The organism is Altericroceibacterium spongiae (assembly GCF_003610805.1).
Classification (GTDB): domain Bacteria; phylum Pseudomonadota; class Alphaproteobacteria; order Sphingomonadales; family Sphingomonadaceae; genus Altericroceibacterium; species Altericroceibacterium spongiae.
In genome coordinates this window covers 125,894-145,623 of record NZ_RAPF01000004.1, presented here as the reverse complement: position 1 = coordinate 145,623, position 19,730 = coordinate 125,894, and the positions used below count along the sequence as shown (strand labels likewise).

Sequence of the window (19,730 nt, the reverse complement as noted above, 5' to 3'; positions counted from 1 at the left end):
CGCGCGCCTTAGCCCCGGAAATATGACCAAGAGAAGACAGTGCGCAAATTGCCTTCAAAATCGGAGATTTTCACTTAATATATTGATATTATTGTATTTTATTTCCACCAAAGGCTCTGTTCAGTATAAATCGGTATTCAAATTCATACTCCGACAAGACGTTTATCGCCGCACTGCGGCATTTTTGTCACGTAAACAAACCGTCTTGTTGCAACAAAGATGCAATAAAGCGTTCAATTCATAAGCTTGCGCCATTGTCGCTCCGGCGTTGCTTGTTTAGTCAGGCAGTATGGACACAAAACGGGAATCGCTCGCGACGGGTAGTGGTGATGCTCATGCACATCATCATGGACATGGGCACCATCATCACGGTCACTCCCATGCGCCTGCCGATTATGGTCGCGCGTTTGCTATCGGGATCGCCCTCAACACGTGCTTCGTCATTGTAGAAGCCTCTTTCGGCATTATTTCCGGCTCAATGGCACTGGTGGCGGATGCAGGGCACAATCTTTCCGATGTACTCAGTCTGCTGATCGCCTGGGGTGCCAATATCGCCAGCAAGCGCCCGCCCAGCGCACGATTCACATATGGTTACAAATCGAGTTCAATTCTGGCGGCCATCGGCAATGCCGCCCTCCTACTGATCGCGCTGGGGGCGATTCTCTATGAGACGATTCATCGTTTCATGAGCCCCGCCCCGGTCGAAGGAATGACGATGATCGTGGTCGCCGGAATCGGCGTGCTCATCAATACGGGAACGGCTCTACTCTTCATGCGCGGACGCAAGAACGACATCAATATTCGCGGCGCTTTTCTCCATATGGCAGCCGATGCCCTTGTTTCGATCGGCGTAGTAGCAGCCGGCTTACTGATTATGGCAACCGGCGCGCTGTGGATCGATCCCGTAACCAGTCTGATTATCGTTCTGGTGATAGCAGGCGGGACCTGGGGTCTTTTAAAAGACAGTGTCAGGATGGGGCTGCTCGGCGTACCCGAGGGAATCGATGAGCAGAAAGTATCCGCCTACCTTGCCGAACTCCCCGGAGTGGACGCTATCCATGATTTACATATCTGGCCTATGAGCACGACCGAAACCGCGCTAACCGCCCATCTCGTCATGCCACAAGGGCATCCTGGTGACGCATTTCTCCATCACCTCGCTCATGAACTGGAGCATCAGTTCGCGATTGGCCATACGACCGTCCAGATCGAACAGGCGCTTGGCGATTGCAGCCTGCAAGATCGTCATACGGTTTAGAATGTTCCCGTGAAGAGCATTGCGACATCACAGCGAGCATAGCGTGCGCCATAGCGCTCCATTATTCCTGCATCGTGGCTGAAACCCAGTTTTTCATAAAGGTGAATGGCTGGCTGGCAGGCGCTGTTGGTTAGCAAATAGAGTTCCTGTGCGCCAATTTCTCCGGCTCGACATATAGCTGCTTGGAGCAGAAATTCTCCAGCTTTCAGTCCGCGCGCAGTGGATCTGACGCCCATCTTGGTCAATTCAAAACTGCCCTGCCCCGTCTTGCGTAGCGCGCAGGTTCCGATCACCCCCAAATCGGGCGATTCGACAAAGAGAATCTCTCCTCCCGGCTGGATTATAGCCTCTTGCGGATGATCGAGCACTTCAAGATCGGCATCTTCAACCACGAACATGTCATCAATCCATTCCAGATTGATGTCACGGAAACAGGCAGCCACCGATTCTTCATAATCGCGTATCTGCAAAGCCGGTCTGTGGGTATGCGGGCCATATTCGGCCAGCCTTTTTTCCGCCAGCTTTGCTTCAATGGCTGCAATCTGTTCACAAAACAAATCGGGCGAGATCGGGCATATTTCTTTTACGGCTGCATCGAGCCGCGGCCAGACAAGAGCTCTGGCACGCACCATCATCGCTTTACCCGCAGGTGTCAGCGATGCCAGTCGGCGTCTTTGATCCTCAGTACACTGCGTTTCCGCCAGTCCCAGTTCAACCAGTTGCGCGACACTGCGTGTAACACCCGGCTGGCTCATCCCTACCGCTTGGGCAAGCTGTCCGATCAGCATATTTTCCCGGTCGAGCGCCGCCAGCACCGGCATATGCGAGGGCTGAACACCCAGCTCAGCTTCGGCAAGAACTTCTGCGGCCCCCGCTTGCAGGCGCTCTGCAAGGCGCTTCAACCGGCTGCCGAGAAAGACCGGACCAAGATCCTCAAGAATATCCATAAGCGACTCCATAAAGTGTTATATAACAAGTTATGGATATTGCCGATTATAGCAAGAGCCGCGTTAGATTTTCGGCAAAACAGATCCCAAAAAGCGATCGCCCGCTCGTCCGGTATGGACGGGCGGGCGATACGAGCCAGTCTCGGTTGGAAGGAGCGACAACCAAATGAGACCGGACTAAACGCTTTCGGTCAGGCAGCTTCTTCCTTCTTCTTTTCGCTGCCCAATACGCGAACGGGTTCCTTGCGGCCTTCGACCACTTCACCATCCACGACCACTTCTGAAACGCCTTCCATGCTGGGCAGATCGAACATCGTATCGAGCAGCAGCCCTTCGACAATGGATCGAAGCCCGCGTGCGCCGGTCTTGCGTTCAATCGCCTTCTGGGCAATCGCCACCAGCGCATCATCAGTAAAAGTCAGTTCCACATCTTCGAGATCGAAGAGCTTTTGATATTGCTTCACCAGTGCATTTTTGGGCTCCCGGAGAATCATAACCAGCGCATCGACATCAAGATCGTTCAGCGTGGCGATCACCGGCAGACGCCCGACAAATTCGGGAATAAGTCCGAATTTCAGCAAGTCTTCCGGTTCGCACTTCTCAAGCAGTTCCCCCACCCGGCGTTTATCGGGATCGGCCACATGTGCACCGAAACCGATCGAACGCTTCTGCAGACGATCCGCAATCACTTTTTCGAGCCCTGCAAAAGCACCGCCGCAGATAAACAGGATATTCGTCGTGTCGACCTGCAGGAATTCCTGCTGCGGATGCTTACGGCCGCCCTGCGGCGGAACCGAAGCCGTAGTGCCTTCCATCAGCTTGAGCAGTGCCTGCTGCACACCCTCACCCGATACGTCACGGGTGATGGAAGGATTTTCCGCTTTACGGGTAATCTTATCGATCTCGTCAATATAGACGATACCGTGCTGCGCCTTATCGACATTATAATCGGATGCCTGAAGCAGCTTCAGGATAATGTTCTCGACATCTTCACCGACATATCCAGCTTCGGTCAATGTAGTGGCATCGGCCATAGTGAAAGGCACATCGAAAGTCCGTGCCAGAGTCTGCGCGAGAAGCGTTTTCCCTGAGCCGGTCGGTCCGACGAGCAGAATATTGGACTTGGCCAGCTCTACATCGCCGGATTTTCCGGAATGCTTCAAACGCTTGTAGTGGTTATGGACAGCCACGGAAAGCACCCGCTTGGCGCGATCCTGACCGATCACATAATCGTTCAGCGTTTCGAAAATATCCTTGGGCGTAGGAACGCCGCCTTCTTTCTTACCGGCAAGCCCGCCCTTGGTTTCTTCCCGGATGATGTCATTGCACAGTTCAACACACTCATCACAGATGAAGACGGTCGGGCCGGCGATGAGCTTCCTTACTTCATGCTGCGACTTGCCGCAGAAACTGCAGTAAAGGGTACTCTTGCTATCCGATCCACTCAATTTGGTCATGCCTTTGTCCTATTCCCTTCACACGGGATTCGCGGAAAGGAAAGGCAGAGTGTAACTCCGCCAATTTCAATATCAATCAGGCTAACCTTAAAGATTCAAGCTTTCGCGAGGCTGAAAAGACAAGGTTGCCAAATTACTACAGCTTCAAGTGGCCATTATAGCCCTCTGGCGCAACCCCCTGCATTATGCAGGAAATCACCTGAAACATGCAGCATACAGGCCCGGCCTTCAAATGGCCGGGCCCTGCAAAATCATTCGGGCGCACCACCCGAACCGCTTTCGTCGCCAATCTGGTCAGCATCGGGACGGGTTTCGAAAACCTTGTCCACCAGACCGAACTTCATAGCTTCGTCAGCTTCGAGAAAAGTATCACGATCCATCGCCTTTTCGATATCGGAAAGGCTCTGCCCCGTATATTTCACGTAGAGATCGTTCATCCGCTGACGGATACGCAAGATCTCCTTGGCCTGAATTTCGATATCCGACGCCATGCCCTGCGCACCGCCCGAAGGCTGATGAACCATGATACGGGCATTGGGAAGCGCAATGCGCATACCCGGTTCGCCGGCGGCAAGCAGGAAGCTGCCCATCGAAGCAGCCTGTCCCACGCACACTGTAGAAACACGTGGTTTGATATATTGCATCGTATCGTGAATCGCCATTCCGGCCGTCACTACCCCGCCAGGCGAGTTAATATACATGCTGATAGGCTTGGACGGATTTTCCGACTCGAGGAACAATAGCTGCGCGACGATCAGCGACGCCATATTGTCTTCCACCTGGCCGGTGACGAAAACGATACGTTCACGCAGCAGGCGGCTAAAAATGTCAAAACTGCGTTCACCGCGGCTGGTGCTTTCGACAACCACCGGCACGAGAGCGCCTGTTACCGGGTCACGCGTAAACTGGCCCTGAGTGCCGTGAATTTCGCCCGAAGAGCCGAACAGATCGATCATGTAATTCCTCATCTTTGAAGGTCGAATGCCTATGTCGCGTCTATGGTGAAGATGTTCAAGAGCATTAACCTCCGCTATGGTGAATACTCCTCGGCCCTCATGGGAAGGATTATCTCCATGCCCCTTTTTCTCCCTATTGCAGCCGTTCTGACAGCCAGCGCTACAGCTAATGCGCCTTCACGCTGCACCGGAGAGACAACGCTGGAAGTCAACGCCTGCCTCAACGAACAGCTTGGCGAAGCAAATGTGGAAATGGAACAATACGCTGAAACTGCCCTCGCGATCATGGAAAGGGACGCAAAGGACGAATTTTCCGACGCGCTTGAAAAGGACGCTCCCGATGCATTTCGCAGGGCGCAAAAAGCGTGGACTGATTATCGAGAAGCTGAATGCGAAGCGCTTTACGACAATTGGAGCGGCGGCACGATTCGCAATGCCATGACCATTTCCTGTGAAATTCGGATAACCCGCCAGCGGACACACACGATCTGGGAAAACTGGCTCACTTTTATGGACAGTACGCCGCCAGTCCTGCCCGAACCTTCGATTAAACTTTAAGCCTGTTTGCAGGCTGCGCGGATCTTCCTCAGTTCCCGCAACGATTGGATAAACTGCTGTACGGCAAAGAAAACGGGCGTCTTCCACTCAGTGAAAACGCCCGTTTCTGTTTCGAAGCTCTGTCCCACGACATAGCGCCGCCGGACCAACTATCGATCTTATTCCTTATCTGCCGCTTTCTTGGCCGGAGCCTTCTTCGCAGCAGGTTTCTTCGCCGGAGTCTTCTTGGCAGCCGACTTCTCTTCACCTTCAGCATCAGCTTTTTTAGCAGGCGCTTTCTTGGCAGGTGCTTTCTTCTTCGGTGCAGCTTTCTTGGCAGCCGGCTTCTCTTCACCTTCCGGCTCGGCATCGGCTTTATCGTCAGCCTTGGCCGTAGTCTTCTTAGCCGGAGCTTTCTTCTTCGGTGCTGCCTTTTTTGCCGCAGGTTTCGCTTCTTCGCCTTCCTCGGCTTCGATAGCGGCTTCGAGCTCTTCACGCGTTACATCGCGTTCGGTAACTTCAGCCTGTTCGAACAGAAAGTCGACAACCTTGTCTTCATATAGCGGCGCGCGAAGCTGCGCCTGAGCCATCGGTTCGCGCTGAATATATTCGAAGAAACGCTGACGATCTTCCGGACGATATTGCTGAGCAGCCTGCTGCATGAGCATCTGCATTTCCTGCTGTGTCACTTCGACACCGTTGGCCTGGCCGATTTCGGACAGAAGCAGCCCCAGACGCACGCGTCGTTCTGCGATCTTGCGGTAATCGTCCTTTTCGGATTCGATTTCCTTCATCGCTTCCTCAGGATTTTCCTCACGTGAGGCTTCCTGCTGAAGCTGCTGCCAGATCTGGTCGAATTCCGCATCGACCATGCTCGGCGGCACAGGGAAATCGTGATCCGCTGCCAGCTTGTCGAGAAGCTGCCGCTTCATCTGCGTGCGGGTAAGATTGGCCGTTTCCTGCTCAAGCTGGCCGCGCAGAATATTCTTCAGCGTTTCGAGATCGTCGACACCGAGATTCTTGGCGAAATCTTCGTCAATCTTGGTTTCTGTGGGGACCTTGACCTGCTGAACGGTGATGGCAAACTGCGCATCCTTACCCTTAAGATGTTCTGCCGGATAATCCTCCGGGAACGTCACGGTAATAGTCTTTTCCTCACCGGTCTTGGAACCGACAAGTTGCTCTTCGAAGCCTGGGATAAACTGGCCTGAACCGATAACCAGAGCGGCGCCTTCAGCCTTACCGCCTTCGAATTCTTCACCATCGATGCTACCAGCGAAATCGATGATGAGCTGGTCGCCGTCGCCAGCCTTCTTGGTCTTGGCAGCATCGCGATAGCTCTTCTGATTTTCAGCGAGCTTTTCGAGCGCTTCGTCCAGCGCTTCGTCAGCCACAGGCACATTCAGCTTTTCCAGCTTCAGGCCTTCGATCGACGGCGCTTCGATTTCCGGAAGAATTTCCAGTTCAACGGACAGCTCGGCATCCTTGCCCTGCTCATAATCCGTGCCGAGATCCACCTGCGGTTGCAGTGCAGGACGCAGCTTCTTTTCGCGCATCAATTCATCGACCGATTCGCGCACAGCGTTATTGAGTGCGTCGGAATGCAGGGCTTCGCCATGCATCTTGCGGACGAGATTTGCCGGAACCTTGCCCGGACGGAAGCCCGGCATACGGACCTGCGGAGCGACCTTCTTCACTTCGCTGTCAATGCGCGCTTCGATGTCGCCTGCCGGAATGGTCACCGTGTAACCGCGCTTCAGGCCTTCATTGGTGGTTTCAACGATCTGCATTAAATGCCTTCCAAACTCTACCTGGCCCCGGATGCCAGTACTGGTGCGGGCGAAGGGACTCGAACCCCCACATCTTTCGATACTGGAACCTAAATCCAGCGCGTCTACCAGTTCCGCCACGCCCGCGGCTCATGAACTTTATACAGGCTCATCACCTGTGAAACAGGGAGAGGCCCTTATAAGGACATGGCGAAAAGGGCAAGCACAACGGCAATTTGCCTGTTTCGCTGGAACATAGGATGCTATTCTACCGTTGTGCTCATGTCACGCCCCTATCAGGCCAATACGCCGGTTTCTCCGGCGGAAAGGACATCCGATGGACCGCAACGACTATTCGGAAAAAGATTATCACGAACCCCATGTTCCGCCTGCAACACCACCGGCGATCGATCCGCATGCCGATCCCGAAGAAGCAGCGAAGCTGGCTATGGACAACGGTGACAGCGACTATCCCGGCTCGCATGAAGCCAGTTTCGATCGCACGCTGGAAGATGATAACATTAATCCCGGGGATCATCCCGATGAAATCCGGCCCGATAAGGGCGATACGATCAGACCGAAGGCTCCCGATGAAGTGGGACCGGATCACGAGGGAGAAGAAAAGCCGGCTCCTGACACCGAAACACCAGAAATCAAATCTCCTCCGGATTGATTTTTGCAAAACTCCGTGGCTAAGCGGCGAACATGACTGAAGAAACACAGAACAACACAGCGTCCAGCGCATCTTCTAGCAATGCTTCGGACGTTCCACCCGACCGGATCGCCATCAATCCGCGCAGCGATTATTTCGATGCAGAGAAGTTGCAACGCGGCATCGGAATCCGTTTCAAGGGTGTGGTTCGGAACAATGTCGATGAATATTGCATATCCGAAGGTTGGGTGCGCGTTCAGGCAGGCAAAACTATGGATCGCAAAGGCAATCCACTCACGATCAAACTGAACGGCCCGGTCGAGGCGTGGTATGAAGATCTGGGCGAAAACCCGCCTGTCGCCAAGGCTGGTTAAACAAGCAGACTGATCGCCCCTGCAATACCGTCATGCCCGACACAGGTCGGACAAAGGAGGTTCGGGGGCGAACTGTCACGAATCCTTTCGCCCTCAAAAATCTCTGAAAGCTGTCTGAAAAGCGTTCGAAGGCATTTGTTGTGACGTCGGTGCCGTTGCCGGAGGATTACGGCGAGCCGGAGCCCGTGCGATCTGCGTCGCGGGCATAGCCTTTTCTGCGATTTTCGGTTCAGATAACGGCTTCCCGCCATTATAGATAAAACCGTAAACCGGCCAGGCTGTCGCACCCAGATCATTATTCGGAGCATACCAGACGCGCACCGCGCTCCAGTCATTATGCTTCGATACATCCACCGCAAGCACGTCCCTCTCGATCTGTCCGCGTCGGCCGTTAATGGGTGACCAGTTCGCATGGCGGATGAGGATATGGCGCTTATCGATTACCCGGCTGACCGTGGCGACATGACCGAGCCGCAGATTGCCATGCGGCTTGAAAGCCATCACCGCCCCGATCCGGGGCGTATGTCCCCGTTCATAGCGATAGGCAGCCTTGCTCCACCAGGTCATTGGATCGCCGTAAATATCGACTCCCGATGTCTGGCGGGCATAATCCATACTGCGGATATAAGCCGGCAATTCACCGGCCTTATAATGCGCGGCATATTGTTGGCCTGGAACACTCGCTGCACCGGCCAGAGCCGGAGCTGGAAGTGTTATCAACGCAAGAGCGAAGGGCGAATAAGACAGAGCCTTTTTCATCATGCCCGGATATTGGGCGCGCGAATCTTAGTTCAGCCTATCAGGCTTTGGTAAATCTGATTTTAACTATAATTCCCGTTTTTTGCCGATCCAAACATAGCGTCACCAGACTGCATCATAGGGAGCGGGAAGCACATTCCTGCCCTTCATATTACCGCTTTGGCTTGCCAAGTGCCCGGCAAGTCGCCACCTCCCGAATCGCCATGAAAATGCATCAAACTCCCCAGGTCATCATTATCGGCCGCCCGAATGTCGGTAAATCGACCCTGTTCAACCGGCTTGTCGGCAAACGCATCGCGCTGGTTGACGATCAGCCGGGCGTCACGCGTGATCGCCGTTTCGGTGAAGCCGTCCTGCTCGGTATGGAATTCACCGCTGTCGATACTGCCGGCTGGGAAGATGAAGACCCAGGCTCACTGCCCGGCCGGATGCGCGCGCAAACAGAAGTTTCCCTGAAAGGCGCAGATATTGCCTTGTTCGTAATCGATGCAAGAGCAGGTGTTACGCCGCTGGACGAGGAAATCGCCCGCTGGCTGCGAGGTCAAAACGTGCCGGTGGTGCTGGTCGCCAACAAAGCCGAAGGACGCGCCGGAGAGCCGGGGCTGCTTGAGAGCTACTCACTCGGCTTTGGCGAACCTGTTGCCCTCTCCGCCGAACATGGCGAAGGGGTTGCCGATCTGTTCGAAGCCTTGCAGCCGCTTATTGAAAAGGATGAGAGCGGCGATACTCATTTAACCCCGGAAGTGAATGTTCCGGTGGAACTGGATGAGGATGGCGAAGTCATCGAGAACGATCTCTCGGCGGCACCCTTGCATCTCGCCGTGGTCGGTCGGCCCAATGCCGGTAAGTCCACTCTTATCAACCGCCTGCTGGAAGAGGATCGTCTGCTAACCGGCCCGGAAGCAGGCATTACCCGCGATTCCATCGCTGTCGACTGGGAATGGACCGATCCCAAATCCGGCCAGCTTCGTCCCGTACGACTGGTCGATACGGCGGGGATGCGTAAAAAAGCCAGGGTGATCGACAAGCTTGAACGGCTTTCAGTGCTCGATGCACAGCGTTCCATTGATTACGCTGAAGTGGTTGTGTTGCTGCTCGATGCGACGCGCGGCCTCGAAACACAGGACCTCAAAATTGCCAATCTCGTGCTCGAAGAAGGCCGGGCGCTGATTATAGCCATCAACAAATGGGATGTGGCGCAGGAGCCCAGCTCATTGTTCAACGGGATTCGCGCAGCGCTTGAAGAAGGACTGGCCCAGTTACGCGGTGTACCGCTTATTGCTGTCTCGGCCGTTACCGGTAAGGGGCTGGACAACCTTCTCAACGCCGCTTTCGATGTGCGGGAAGCATGGAGCCGGCGTATTCCCACCTCGGCTCTCAATCGCTGGTTCGATGATGCCTTATCCGCCAATCCTCCACCTGCGCCGGGCGGCAAGAGAATCAAGCTGCGCTACATCACGCAGAATAAGACACGGCCACCCAGCTTCGTCGTGTTCGGCACACGGCTCGATGCCCTGCCCAAAAGCTATGAGCGCTATTTGATGAACAGCATTCGCCGCGATCTTGGCTTTGGCGCCGTGCCTGTACGCCTTGCCCTGCGCAGCCCGAAGAACCCTTACGCTTCCTGACAACACACCTTATATACCGGGTATGGAACTGCATCCCCTGCCCGGCCCCTCGGGGTCAGAAATCGAAACATTGGCCTTTCGTGTTTTTCGGGCCATCCCGTCCCCTTTTGCAGAGCATCTGATCGATATCGAAGTCCGGGTGGAAGAATTTGCCGATCAGGAAGCCTTACATGCGGTCGGGCTCGACAATCCCTGGCAACTCGTAGGGCTTTATCAGGGACATCCGATCGATAAGCAGTCGGTCTGGGCATCAGGTGATCTCCCTCCTCTGATCCGTCTGTTTCGCAGTCCGTTGCTGCTTGAATGCCGGGAGAGGCAATGCAGTCTCGGCGAGATGGTGCGCCATGTGGTGGTCCATGAAGTTGGTCATCATTTCGGCTTTTCAGACGATGATATGCATGCTTTGGAAGATGAGACGGACTGAGCACTGAGTTCGAATGACCAGGTCGGCGCAACACACGTTGAAATTGCGGCTTTTCAAGATAGTGTTAACCGACTTTGCTATGGGAACGGGAAGAGTCTGAGTAGCCCTGGTATATACAAGGACCAGCAAAGGAATCCTTTTGCCATCAGCACAATCATCTACAGCACCCGGCCCAGCCTTTTCCGGTTATGCAGATCCGGATGTCACCACTATCATTGCCTGCGTAACAGCACTGTCTGCAGTCATTTGTCTGATTTCCGCTCTGTTCTGGCTTAAGGAAGGACGCCATAGGAATCAGTTCTGGTATGTAGCGCCTTTCGCTTCCGGCGTAATTGCCGGAATCATGCTAGGTTACCCTGCCATGTTCAGTTATCTCTGGGCACTGCGCATCGGCCATACAGCGGTCATTTTTAGCTATGGTGCCGCCTGGCAAGCCAGTCGGGTCCTGTGTAGCCGGCCGACACGGCCTGTTCCCGTGATCGTAACTTGTGCACTCTGGTTCATTTATATGCTGTCATATGTGCACAGCACCTCGTTATTGACGATAGCGCCGATGATCTACGCCGTGATTATCGGTGGGTTCAGTGCACTCGCAGCGATGGAGTTTCGTCAACTCGTCACGCCACGCCTTCCCTCTGCGACTATGCTGTTCTGGATTTTCGCAAGTTACGCGGCAATCAATTTTATCCGTGTTCCACTGGCGTGGTTCCTCCCCGCCCCTCTCGGACCTTATCCGCCAACCTGGTGGTCTATCGCCATTTTCGCGCTGCTGGCAGTCATGCATGGTATTCTGACCACTGCCTTCATGATCGCTTTCGCACGCGAGAAACTGGCCGCAGAAAATTATCTGTTAGCTCTGATTGATCCGCTTACCGGAGTCGGCAATCGCCGGGCTTTGAAAGAATGTACGGAAGCGCTGACTGCACACTTGCCCGAAGGCAGCCTTGTCGGTTGTATCACTTTCGATATTGATCGTTTCAAAACTATCAATGATCGCTTCGGACATGATTTTGGCGATAAAGTGATTGCGCTGGCCGCTAAAATTGCCTGCCGTACCGTGGGAAGCGATAATGTATTCCGCACAGGTGGAGAAGAATTTGCCTGCATTCTGTGCGGCCCTCACCCCGAAGACGGTATCGCCGCAGCGGAACGCTTACGCAGTGACTTCGAGCACCAGGCGCAGAATATCGAGGGGGTCGATATCTCAGCGACGATCAGTGTCGGCGTTGCGATCGGAAATATAGGAAGGGAATGGGGCGATCTGCTGAAACAGGCAGATACCGCGCTTTATGAAGCAAAATGTTCGGGGCGCAACCGGACAATTCTGGCGAAGGAGGATAATCCGGTCTTGGATAATCTATCGATTTTCCCGGCCCAGACTTCCCGCCCGACCGGATAATACGGTGATAGTTTTAGAAGATGAAAAGGCGGCGCCAACTTTATGTCAGCCCCGCCTTTTTCGAGCAAATCCGACAGAGAAACTCAGTCGCCCGTACCGCCACCAGCAGCATAATTGCTGTTGAGTTGCACATAGTTCTGAAGCCCCATCAGTTCGATCTGGTCGAACTGGGTTTCGAGGAAATCGACATGCTCTTCCTCACTGGCAAGAATGTCTTCAAAGATCTGACCGGAGGTGTAATCCTTGATTTGCTGGCAATACTCCGCCGCTTCGCGCAACAGGGGAATGGCTTCCATTTCCATTGCCAGATCGGCTCGCAAAATTTCCTCGACCGTTTCGCCGACCTTCAGCTTGTGAAGTGCCTGAAAGTTCGGAAGACCTTCAAGGAACAGGATACGTTCGGCCAGCGTATCGGCGTGCTTCATTTCATCAATCGATTCGCCGCGTTCATAAGCAGCAAGTTTGTGCACACCCCAGTGATTCAAAGTGCGGTAATGCAGCCAGTACTGGTTGATCGCGGTCAGCTCATTTGTGAGCGCCTGATTGAGAAATTCGATGACTTTCGGGTCGCCCTTCATAAATCTGTCCTTATCCAATGACTGGCCGCTACATGGGACAAACTGACCCATGCTGGCAAGTAGAAGGAAAGAAATGAAGGCTTAAAAAGCGCAGAAATCCGCGCTTCTGAGAATGCTTAGCAGAATTACACCGCGTCAGGCGGCGAGCGTCTCCTGACCAGCCATATCGCGTTCTTCAAGGAGAATGTCTTCGGCCTCTTCGAGACACTGACCACATTGCGGTTGCTTGCCCAGACAGGAATAAACGGCATGAGCATCGCCGGGATTGAGCCGGGCAGCATGGCGCAGTTCATTTTCCCGGATCACATTGCAAACGCATATAATCACATCGAATCTCCTTGCCTGAAAAGCAAGCTAATGCGAATGGGTTGCAGTATCAAGCATTAATGCGAGAAATTATCAATTATTTTTGCGCGCTTACCGTTTGATATTAAAGGCTTTTCCGTAAGCGAGGCAACGCCAGAGCCATTCGAGCGGGCCGTAGCGGAAGGTGGTGAGCCATGATTTCGACCAGCCGAGCATGGCGATCCAGCCGAGCAGGACAATCGGCAGCAGCGCCATGCGATGCAAATCGCCATACAGCCCCCCTGCCCATCCCTGAAAAATCAATAACATAAGCGCTGATGTACCGACATAATTGCTGAATGCCATACGCCCTGCGGCAATGACGCGGCTGCCCAGCCAGCTCCTCGCACAAACGGGCGCCCACAGCGTCAAAAGCCCCGCCATACCCAGACTTACGGCGAGTCGCGGGAAGGCCGAGGGGCCGTTGAACAGGAACTGGGTGAGGAAAGGCGGAAATCCCGTTTCAATCGCCCAGAGCCCCAGTGGCAGCGACAAAAGCACCCCGCCTATAAGGGCCACAACGCTCCATAAGAGGCGCTGAGACGAGTCTAGCGGGGCCATAAAGAAGCCGCGGCGATACAAAGCCATACCCAGCACCATCAGGGGCGCGGTTTCGAACAGGACCACGATGAGCAGCTCGGCAAGCTGTCCGCTTTGCTCGGCAAAACGGAACGCAACAATGTCCCCGTAGCTGCCTTGCTGCATGACCGATGTTTCACGCGCCGCTTCGTCGATCCGGTCCTGCCAGCCCGCCATCATCGTCTGCCACTGATCGGGCGCCGCTGCCGGATGAGCTTCGATCACCGCCGGCATGGCGAGCAGCCCGGTCAGGATCAGCGCACCCAGCAAATACCAGACCAGCCCCGACCAGAACTGGCGCTCTGCACTCCAGCACAGCATTGGCAAAACCAGCAAACCGGCTATCGAATAGAGAAACAGAATATCGCCGACAAAGAGCAGATAGAAATGCGCAAGGCCGAACAGCATGAGCAGGAACAGGCGCCGGGCCTGCAACCAGCGCGAACCGCCCCGCGCCCAGACACGCTCCATGAACAGCATCATGCCCGCACCGAACAGCAGTGAGAACAGCGCGCGGAACTTGCCATCGATAAATACGAACTGGAACAGCCAGATTGCATCGTCCGCCAGAGTCGCGCCGCCCGGCAGCGCATCGGGCCAGGAATAAGCGAGCATCGGATGCGCGAAGGCGGTGATATTGGCGAACAGAATGCCCAGCACAGCAACGCCGCGAATAAAATCGAGCGACACCAGCCGCTCCGCCCCGCGCACCGGCCTTTCGGGCAGCGTATCATCCTCGCTCATATCGAGCGATTGTTCCGGACTGGTCATACAAGCGCCCCGCCATCATTTCACGCGCCTGTTGTGAGAGCTTTAACGCGAAGTCACAAGACAATCCTGCCCGCCCCGTTTCAACGCCCGGCACGCCGCATCGGCAGAACTCCGGCTGGCAAAACCGCCCGCCTGCAATTTCACGACCCGCCCTGCCGGAACATCCATACGCGGATGGCCCTTCAATTCGGGCCGGTCCTTCAGTCTGGTCCATAAGCGGTCGGCATTTCCGGCGACCGAAAATGCACCGATCTGGACCCGCCACGGACCGGATGCTGCAGCAGCCTGTCGGGTCTCCGTCTGCGCCTTATGATCGGCCTGTGCCTTACTGTCAGACTGTGCCTTACTGTCAGACCGGGGCTTATCGATAGCGGAAGGAGTCTCCACGGCAGAAGACGCAGCGGGCGCCTTCCGGCCCGTTCCGGCCTGCGGCATGGCACTGCGCGAAACGAAAGATGCGCCAGCCTGCGCCGGGCTGTCCGTACCGGTCGCCTGCCGCGCCTCAACCAGCGCAGCGCGAGCCAGTACGGCACCCTCGCCCTTATCCGGGGAAACAGTGCCGACTGTCCGCGCAGGATCGGCCTTTGCGCTAACGGCAGCGGGAGCGGTCGCGGGCGGTGCGGCACCGGCCATGCCCGCTTCGTCATCACCCGCTGTCAGTTCCGCCGCGGCCAGCACCGTAGCGCGTTCGCGTTCTGCTTCGGCTCGCATGGACGAGGCCAGCCCGGCGGCTTCCTGCCGCTGTTCCAGCGGAATATATTCGTCCATCTGGGCAATCGCCGGAGCCGCCTGCGGCAGGCTCTCACTATGGGCCAGCGTCATCAGCGCATAGGCGCGAACCCAGTCTTTCTCGACAAAATCGCCATTGAAATGGGCGATGCCGAGCAGATATTCGGCCCGTGGATCGCCCCGCCGCGCCGCCGCTTCGACATAAGGCAGCGCTTCTGCGCGCCGTCCATCCTGAAACAGCATCAGACCATAGGTATCGGCGGCACGAACATGGCCTGCGGCAGCGGCCTGTTTGTACAATTGCTCGGCCCGCGCTTTGTCCTGCGGCACACCCTGCCCCAGCCGGTAGGCCTGCCCCATATTGAACAGCGCATCGGGATCGCCTTCGGCAGCGGGCCCCTGCCATTCGCGAATGGCAGCCGCATAATCGCCCCGGCTCCATGCATCGACACCATCCTTGACCGTAGCCATGGCCGGTACGGCAGCCAGCAGTGACAAGCCCATTACCAGGCTCCGTCCCAAGATAGTCCACCGCATTCCGTTCACTTCCTTCCGCATGACAGCTTTGCCGGATAAAACGGACCGGCCCGACTGAATGATCCCACGCATTGGCATAGTGAATAACCCGTTAGCAAAAGCTTTCCCCCGATCGTTCTGAAGCGGGGCATTGTTTCTATCATGCCATCTCGCCGCTTCGCCATTAAGGATAATTTAGGGATGAGTTGCCAGAATTGTGACACCGGAAAGGCTGACGATACGCAGCCGTCCGGGCGGGCGATTGCGCCCCGGGGTTCGCAACAGAAAAGGCCAGAATAATGGGCATGTATATTTTGGGATCGCACAGGGCTGTGCCACTTCGCAGACGGCAGTTTTCCGGGCATCGGCGCTAAAATCATTCCATGTTCCAATCGGGTCCCTCTCTCATGAACCGCCTTTTTCCCGCCAAAACCTCTTGCCATCTCGCCCTTACCGCCTGTGCCGGACTGGCCCTGATCGGATGCACCACGCCCGAAAAACCGGATAGCGGGATTCGCAGTGCGGGTGCTTCGGCCCATAAGGCCGAAACGCAGCCGACAGGCAGCAAACATGACAAGACCATTCGCCAGGCCGAATCGGCCGTGCAGAGCGATCCGCGCAACCCAACCTATCGCGCTGCCCTGGGCTCGGCCTATCTCGATGCCGGGCGCTTCGCCTCGGCAGCGACAACATTCAACGATGCCGTCCTGCTCGGCGATCGGAGCGAACACACTGCGCTGCAACTGGCGCTGGCGCTGATCGGCAGCGACCAGAAACAGGCTGCGGCAGACCTGCTCGATCACCGGGCCGGGAGTATGGCACCAGCCGATGCCGGGCTCGCCTTTGCCCTTGCAGGCGACACGAGACGCGGCATTGCCATTTTATCCGTCGCGATCCGCTCGGGCGATAACACTATGCGTATCCGGCAGAATCTGGCGCTGGCCTATGCTCTGGCCGGACAATGGCGCGAAGCCAGAGCCATGGCGGCGCAGGATATACCGCCTGCAAAACTGGGTGATCGTATGGAGCAATGGGCACAAATGGCCATGGCGAAGAAGGCTGCTATTCCGGTTGCCCGCCTGCTCAATATCACACCCGCAGGGCAGGATTCAGGCCAGCCTGCCCGTCTGGCGCTCAACACCGTTGCTCCTGCCATGCTGGCGCAGGCAGCCGCGCCGCTTCCGGCCACTTCCCTCTCCGCCGGGGCTGCTGCGGCAGAATTGCCGCCGCTCGCTCTGAACACCGCCGCGCCCACCGAAAGCCAACATTATGCGCGCCGCAGCATCGCTCCATCGGGGCAGCGGACATCCATTTCCTTTGTCGCTCCGGCACCTGGCCCTGTCGGCAGCGAAGATATGGAAGCCCAGCTCGCTTCGGCCACAAGCCTGCCTTCCCCGGCTGCCATAGCACCGCAACCGCCTCACCGGCTGGTCGAAACACATCTGGTTCAGCTTGGCAGCTTTGCCAGCGAACAAGATGCCCGGCGGGCATGGACGATCTATCAGAGTAAACTGCCATCGCTGGACGGGCACCGGCTTATCCTCACCCGTGCACGTGTCAAAGGTCGCATTTTCTGGCGCGTGGCGGCAGGCGGTTTCGACAAGGCCAAAGCAATCTCTGCCTGCGCCGCCTTTAAACGCACCGGGCAGGGATGCCTCGCTTATGCCAGCAGCAAACCCCTGCCCGGAACGCTTGGCCCTGTCACACAAATGGCCTTGCGATAGAGGGGAACATCCCCGCGAGCGAACGCGCTGCGCCGGAGGTCAATCGACCTCCACGCCGCCCTTCCACAAAGCTGTGACCCGCCCCTGTGCAGGCTGTTTGTCGAACGGCGTATTGCCGGCGGCAGCTTCCATTTTGTCCGAATCCACGATCCACGGTTTTTCAGGATCGATCAGCGCAATATCGGCTTCCCAGCCTTCGACCAGAGCACCCGCCTGAACGCCCAGCAATTGTGCCGGATTGCGCGCAATCAGATCGAAAGCGCGTTCCATGCCGATGGCGCCGTCGCGCACCAGCGTCAGAACCATGGCCAGCAGCGTTTCGGCCCCGGCCATGCCGGGCTCGGCATCGGCGAAAGGCAGGCGTTTATCTTCCGGTCCGCGCGGATCGTGGCCCGATGCGACGATATCGATCGTGCCATCGGCAATCGCATCGATCACCGCCAGACGATCCTCATCTTCGCGCAGCGGTGGGGACAGGCGAGCGAATGTGCGGAAATCGCGGATGGCGAGATCGGACAGCATGAAATGCGCCGGTGTCACACCCGCTGTCACCGCTACACCGCGCTTCTTGGCCGCACGCACCAGATCGAGCGCCGCAGCCGTCGTCACCTGTCGGAAATGGAGCCGGGCACCCGCCATTTCGGCCAGCGCAATATCGCGCGCCACGGCCAGTGCTTCGGCTTCGGCGGGTGCACTGGGCAACCCCAGACGCGTAGCCATCAGCCCGGCCGTCGCCACCGCATCGCCCGCAATGCCGGCATCCTCGGCATGGGCGATCACCACCATATCGAGCATCGCGGCATATTGGAGCAGGCGCAGCATAGTGCCGCTATCGCCGATCCAGCGCCGCCCGGTCGCCACCGCCTTCGCCCCGGCATCGCGCATCAGTGCCAGTTCGGCGAGGTTTTCGCCTTCCAGCGCCAGTGTCGCTCCGGCAAAGGGATGGACCCAGAAATCGGGCTTCCCGCTCTGTGCCGCAAAGCGCACGCGCGCCGGATGGTCGAGCGGCGGCGACTGATCGGGCATCAGCCCGGCACGGGTGATACCGCCGAAATGGAACGCTGGCTTGTCGATGGCAAAGACACCGAAATCGACCAGACCGGGCGCCACCAGTGCGCCTTGCGCATCGACCAGCGCATCGCCTTCCTGCGGAGTGACATCGCCGACCGAAACGATCCGCCCGGTTTCACAGCGCAAAGACCCGGCTTCGATACCGCGGGGCGTGACGAGGCGACCGCCGGTAATAACGAGAGGACGCGGCTGTTTCATACCCACTGGCCTTTCTGAGCCGTCGCATCCCAGCCGGGCACACCGCGTGCCCTGCGGGTCAGCACATCGAGGCAGGCCATACGAATGGCAACGCCCATTTCCACCTGATTGGTGATGATCGACCGTCCGGCGAGATCGGCGACATTGCTGTCAATCTCGACCCCGCGATTCATCGGCCCCGGATGCATGATGATGGCATTCTCGCTCGCCTTCTCCAGCCGCTTCTCGGTCAGCCCGAAAAGATGACGATATTCACGCGGCGAAGGAATGAACTGGCCCTTCATCCGTTCGTTCTGGAGGCGCAGCATCATCACCACTTCGGCGCCGTCCAGCGCCTTGTCGAAATCGTGACAGACCGTCACACCCATCTCCTCGGCTCCCTTCGGCATAAGCGCCGGCGGGGCGCAGAAACGCACTTTGGCCCCCAGCGCCTGCAGGCACAGCGCATTGGAGCGGGCCACGCGGCTGTGCAGAATATCGCCGCAGATCACCACTTCGAGCCCGTTAAATTCCTCCCGCCCGCTTTCACGCAACCGGGTGCGCAGCGCCAGCGCATCGAGCAACGCCTGCGTAGGATGTTCATGCTGCCCGTCCCCGGCATTGAGCACCGGGCAGTCCACCTTGCCGGCAATCAGCGCCACCGCTCCGCTGGACGCATGACGGATCACGATCGCATCGGCGCGCATGGCGTTGAGCGTCACCGCCGTATCGATCAGCGTTTCGCCCTTTTTCACGCTGGACTGCGCGGCGTGCATATTCACGACATCGGCGCCCAGCCGCTTGCCTGCGATCTCGAAAGACAACAGCGTGCGGGTGGAATTTTCGAAAAAGGCATTGATGATCGTCAGTCCGGCCAGCGCATCGTTATGCTTGGTCGGCTGGCGATTGAGGTGGACCCATTGCTCGGCCTCATCGAGCAGATAATGGATCTGGTGCGTTTCGAGCTGACCGATCCCGAGCAGGTCGCGATGGGGAAAGGCGAGCCCGCCAGCCGGATACTGGCTATCCGGATAGTGCTTATAGGGCGAATTGTCTGGGGTGTTGTTCATCAAAGCCATG

Annotated in this window: 19 protein-coding genes and 1 tRNA gene; 8 read left to right on the top strand and 12 right to left on the bottom strand. The window is 56.8% G+C overall.

What is annotated here, in order from left to right; genetic code table 11:
* The first annotated feature begins 289 nt into the window (after positions 1-289).
* The gene (locus D6851_RS09050) at positions 290-1,258 is read left to right on the top strand and encodes a cation diffusion facilitator family transporter (protein WP_120324573.1); all 969 of its coding nucleotides are present in this window, start codon (positions 290-292) and stop codon (positions 1,256-1,258) included.
* Here D6851_RS09050 and D6851_RS09045 read toward each other — a convergent pair.
* From D6851_RS09045 to D6851_RS09035, 3 genes are all read right to left on the bottom strand, one after another.
* Positions 1,255-2,205, bottom strand: a complete 951-nt coding sequence (locus tag D6851_RS09045) for a bifunctional helix-turn-helix transcriptional regulator/GNAT family N-acetyltransferase (RefSeq protein ID WP_238474014.1) — start codon at positions 2,203-2,205, stop codon at positions 1,255-1,257. The two genes, D6851_RS09050 and D6851_RS09045, sit on opposite strands and share 4 nt — an antisense overlap.
* A 191-nt stretch (positions 2,206-2,396) precedes the next feature.
* Positions 2,397-3,662, bottom strand: coding sequence for an ATP-dependent Clp protease ATP-binding subunit ClpX (gene clpX / locus D6851_RS09040; RefSeq protein ID WP_120324571.1), 1,266 nt, complete (start codon positions 3,660-3,662; stop codon positions 2,397-2,399).
* A 251-nt stretch (positions 3,663-3,913) separates the two neighbouring features.
* Positions 3,914-4,618 (bottom strand): ATP-dependent Clp protease proteolytic subunit, encoded by a 705-nt coding sequence (locus tag D6851_RS09035; RefSeq protein ID WP_120324570.1) that lies wholly within the window; start codon positions 4,616-4,618, stop codon positions 3,914-3,916.
* A 117-nt stretch (positions 4,619-4,735) separates the two neighbouring features.
* Here D6851_RS09035 and D6851_RS09030 point away from each other — a divergent pair, with 117 nt between their 5' ends.
* A complete protein-coding gene (locus D6851_RS09030; RefSeq protein WP_183030042.1) occupies positions 4,736-5,176 on the top strand; it encodes a lysozyme inhibitor LprI family protein in 441 nt (146 codons plus the stop codon).
* 158 nt (positions 5,177-5,334) lie between these two features.
* On the opposite strand, the gene tig is transcribed toward D6851_RS09030, so the two are convergent.
* Together tig and D6851_RS09020 are read right to left on the bottom strand one after the other, a co-directional pair.
* On the bottom strand, positions 5,335-6,945 hold the full coding sequence (gene tig / locus D6851_RS09025; protein WP_120324568.1) for a trigger factor: 1,611 nt from the start codon (positions 6,943-6,945) through the stop codon (positions 5,335-5,337).
* A 41-nt stretch (positions 6,946-6,986) separates the two neighbouring features.
* Positions 6,987-7,071: transfer RNA gene (locus D6851_RS09020), tRNA-Leu, on the bottom strand.
* Positions 7,072-7,261: 190 nt separating this feature from the next.
* Between D6851_RS09020 and D6851_RS09015 the strand changes: the two genes are divergently transcribed.
* Both D6851_RS09015 and D6851_RS09010 read left to right on the top strand, forming a co-directional pair.
* The gene (locus D6851_RS09015) at positions 7,262-7,597 is read left to right on the top strand and encodes a hypothetical protein (protein ID WP_120324567.1); all 336 of its coding nucleotides are present in this window, start codon (positions 7,262-7,264) and stop codon (positions 7,595-7,597) included.
* Between the two features lie 32 nt (positions 7,598-7,629).
* Positions 7,630-7,950, top strand: a complete 321-nt coding sequence (locus D6851_RS09010) for a DUF3297 family protein (protein WP_120324566.1) — start codon at positions 7,630-7,632, stop codon at positions 7,948-7,950.
* A 93-nt stretch (positions 7,951-8,043) separates the two neighbouring features.
* On the opposite strand, the gene D6851_RS09005 is transcribed toward D6851_RS09010, so the two are convergent.
* Entirely contained in the window at positions 8,044-8,712 is a 669-nt protein-coding gene (locus D6851_RS09005; RefSeq protein WP_120324565.1) for a CHAP domain-containing protein, read from the bottom strand.
* 206 nt (positions 8,713-8,918) lie between these two features.
* Here D6851_RS09005 and der point away from each other — a divergent pair, with 206 nt between their 5' ends.
* The 3 genes from der to D6851_RS08990 all read left to right on the top strand — a co-directional run bounded on the left by der (position 8,919) and on the right by D6851_RS08990 (position 12,160).
* Positions 8,919-10,337, top strand: coding sequence for a ribosome biogenesis GTPase Der (gene der / locus D6851_RS09000; protein WP_120324768.1), 1,419 nt, complete (start codon positions 8,919-8,921; stop codon positions 10,335-10,337).
* A 22-nt stretch (positions 10,338-10,359) separates the two neighbouring features.
* Entirely contained in the window at positions 10,360-10,761 is a 402-nt protein-coding gene (locus tag D6851_RS08995; RefSeq protein WP_120324564.1) for a metallopeptidase family protein, read from the top strand.
* A 139-nt stretch (positions 10,762-10,900) separates the two neighbouring features.
* Complete coding sequence (locus D6851_RS08990; RefSeq protein WP_120324563.1) at positions 10,901-12,160, top strand: GGDEF domain-containing protein; 1,260 nt, start codon at positions 10,901-10,903, stop codon at positions 12,158-12,160.
* A gap of 83 nt (positions 12,161-12,243) precedes the next feature.
* Here D6851_RS08990 and bfr read toward each other — a convergent pair whose 3' ends face one another.
* The 4 genes from bfr to D6851_RS08970 all read right to left on the bottom strand — a co-directional run bounded on the left by bfr (position 12,244) and on the right by D6851_RS08970 (position 15,699).
* A complete protein-coding gene (gene bfr, locus D6851_RS08985; protein WP_120324562.1) occupies positions 12,244-12,738 on the bottom strand; it encodes a bacterioferritin in 495 nt (164 codons plus the stop codon).
* A gap of 135 nt (positions 12,739-12,873) precedes the next feature.
* On the bottom strand, positions 12,874-13,065 hold the full coding sequence (locus D6851_RS08980; RefSeq protein WP_120324561.1) for a (2Fe-2S)-binding protein: 192 nt from the start codon (positions 13,063-13,065) through the stop codon (positions 12,874-12,876).
* Between the two features lie 90 nt (positions 13,066-13,155).
* Positions 13,156-14,433, bottom strand: coding sequence for a DUF418 domain-containing protein (locus D6851_RS08975; protein ID WP_120324560.1), 1,278 nt, complete (start codon positions 14,431-14,433; stop codon positions 13,156-13,158).
* 42 nt (positions 14,434-14,475) lie between these two features.
* Entirely contained in the window at positions 14,476-15,699 is a 1,224-nt protein-coding gene (locus tag D6851_RS08970) for an SPOR domain-containing protein (protein ID WP_238474013.1), read from the bottom strand.
* Between the two features lie 386 nt (positions 15,700-16,085).
* On the opposite strand from D6851_RS08970, the gene D6851_RS08965 reads away from it, so the two are divergent.
* On the top strand, positions 16,086-17,402 hold the full coding sequence (locus D6851_RS08965; RefSeq protein WP_183030041.1) for an SPOR domain-containing protein: 1,317 nt from the start codon (positions 16,086-16,088) through the stop codon (positions 17,400-17,402).
* Between the two features lie 39 nt (positions 17,403-17,441).
* On the opposite strand, the gene D6851_RS08960 is transcribed toward D6851_RS08965, so the two are convergent.
* Both D6851_RS08960 and D6851_RS08955 read right to left on the bottom strand, forming a co-directional pair.
* Positions 17,442-18,671 carry a dihydroorotase gene (locus D6851_RS08960; protein WP_120324557.1) on the bottom strand — a complete coding sequence of 410 codons (1,230 nt, stop codon included), beginning with the start codon at positions 18,669-18,671 and terminating at the stop codon, positions 17,442-17,444.
* On the bottom strand, positions 18,668-19,720 hold the full coding sequence (locus D6851_RS08955) for an aspartate carbamoyltransferase catalytic subunit (RefSeq protein ID WP_120324767.1): 1,053 nt from the start codon (positions 19,718-19,720) through the stop codon (positions 18,668-18,670). Before D6851_RS08955 ends, D6851_RS08960 begins: the two co-directional genes overlap by 4 nt.
* Positions 19,721-19,730 lie beyond the last annotated feature (10 nt).

Coding starts and splice junctions, on each gene's coding strand:
- D6851_RS08995 (WP_120324564.1), top strand. CDS start 10,360: ATGGAACTGCATCCCCTGCCCGGCCCCTCGGGGTCAGAAATCGAAACA.
- D6851_RS09045 (WP_238474014.1), bottom strand. CDS start 2,205: ATGGATATTCTTGAGGATCTTGGTCCGGTCTTTCTCGGCAGCCGGTTG.
- D6851_RS08955 (WP_120324767.1), bottom strand. CDS start 19,720: ATGAACAACACCCCAGACAATTCGCCCTATAAGCACTATCCGGATAGC.
- D6851_RS09050 (WP_120324573.1), top strand. CDS start 290: ATGGACACAAAACGGGAATCGCTCGCGACGGGTAGTGGTGATGCTCAT.
- clpX (WP_120324571.1), bottom strand. CDS start 3,662: ATGACCAAATTGAGTGGATCGGATAGCAAGAGTACCCTTTACTGCAGT.
- D6851_RS08975 (WP_120324560.1), bottom strand. CDS start 14,433: ATGACCAGTCCGGAACAATCGCTCGATATGAGCGAGGATGATACGCTG.
- D6851_RS08965 (WP_183030041.1), top strand. CDS start 16,086: ATGAACCGCCTTTTTCCCGCCAAAACCTCTTGCCATCTCGCCCTTACC.
- D6851_RS08970 (WP_238474013.1), bottom strand. CDS start 15,699: ATGCGGTGGACTATCTTGGGACGGAGCCTGGTAATGGGCTTGTCACTG.
- der (WP_120324768.1), top strand. CDS start 8,919: ATGCATCAAACTCCCCAGGTCATCATTATCGGCCGCCCGAATGTCGGT.
- tig (WP_120324568.1), bottom strand. CDS start 6,945: ATGCAGATCGTTGAAACCACCAATGAAGGCCTGAAGCGCGGTTACACG.
- D6851_RS09005 (WP_120324565.1), bottom strand. CDS start 8,712: ATGATGAAAAAGGCTCTGTCTTATTCGCCCTTCGCTCTTGCGTTGATA.
- bfr (WP_120324562.1), bottom strand. CDS start 12,738: ATGAAGGGCGACCCGAAAGTCATCGAATTTCTCAATCAGGCGCTCACA.
- D6851_RS09035 (WP_120324570.1), bottom strand. CDS start 4,618: ATGATCGATCTGTTCGGCTCTTCGGGCGAAATTCACGGCACTCAGGGC.
- D6851_RS09015 (WP_120324567.1), top strand. CDS start 7,262: ATGGACCGCAACGACTATTCGGAAAAAGATTATCACGAACCCCATGTT.
- D6851_RS09030 (WP_183030042.1), top strand. CDS start 4,736: ATGCCCCTTTTTCTCCCTATTGCAGCCGTTCTGACAGCCAGCGCTACA.
- D6851_RS09010 (WP_120324566.1), top strand. CDS start 7,630: ATGACTGAAGAAACACAGAACAACACAGCGTCCAGCGCATCTTCTAGC.
- D6851_RS08960 (WP_120324557.1), bottom strand. CDS start 18,671: ATGAAACAGCCGCGTCCTCTCGTTATTACCGGCGGTCGCCTCGTCACG.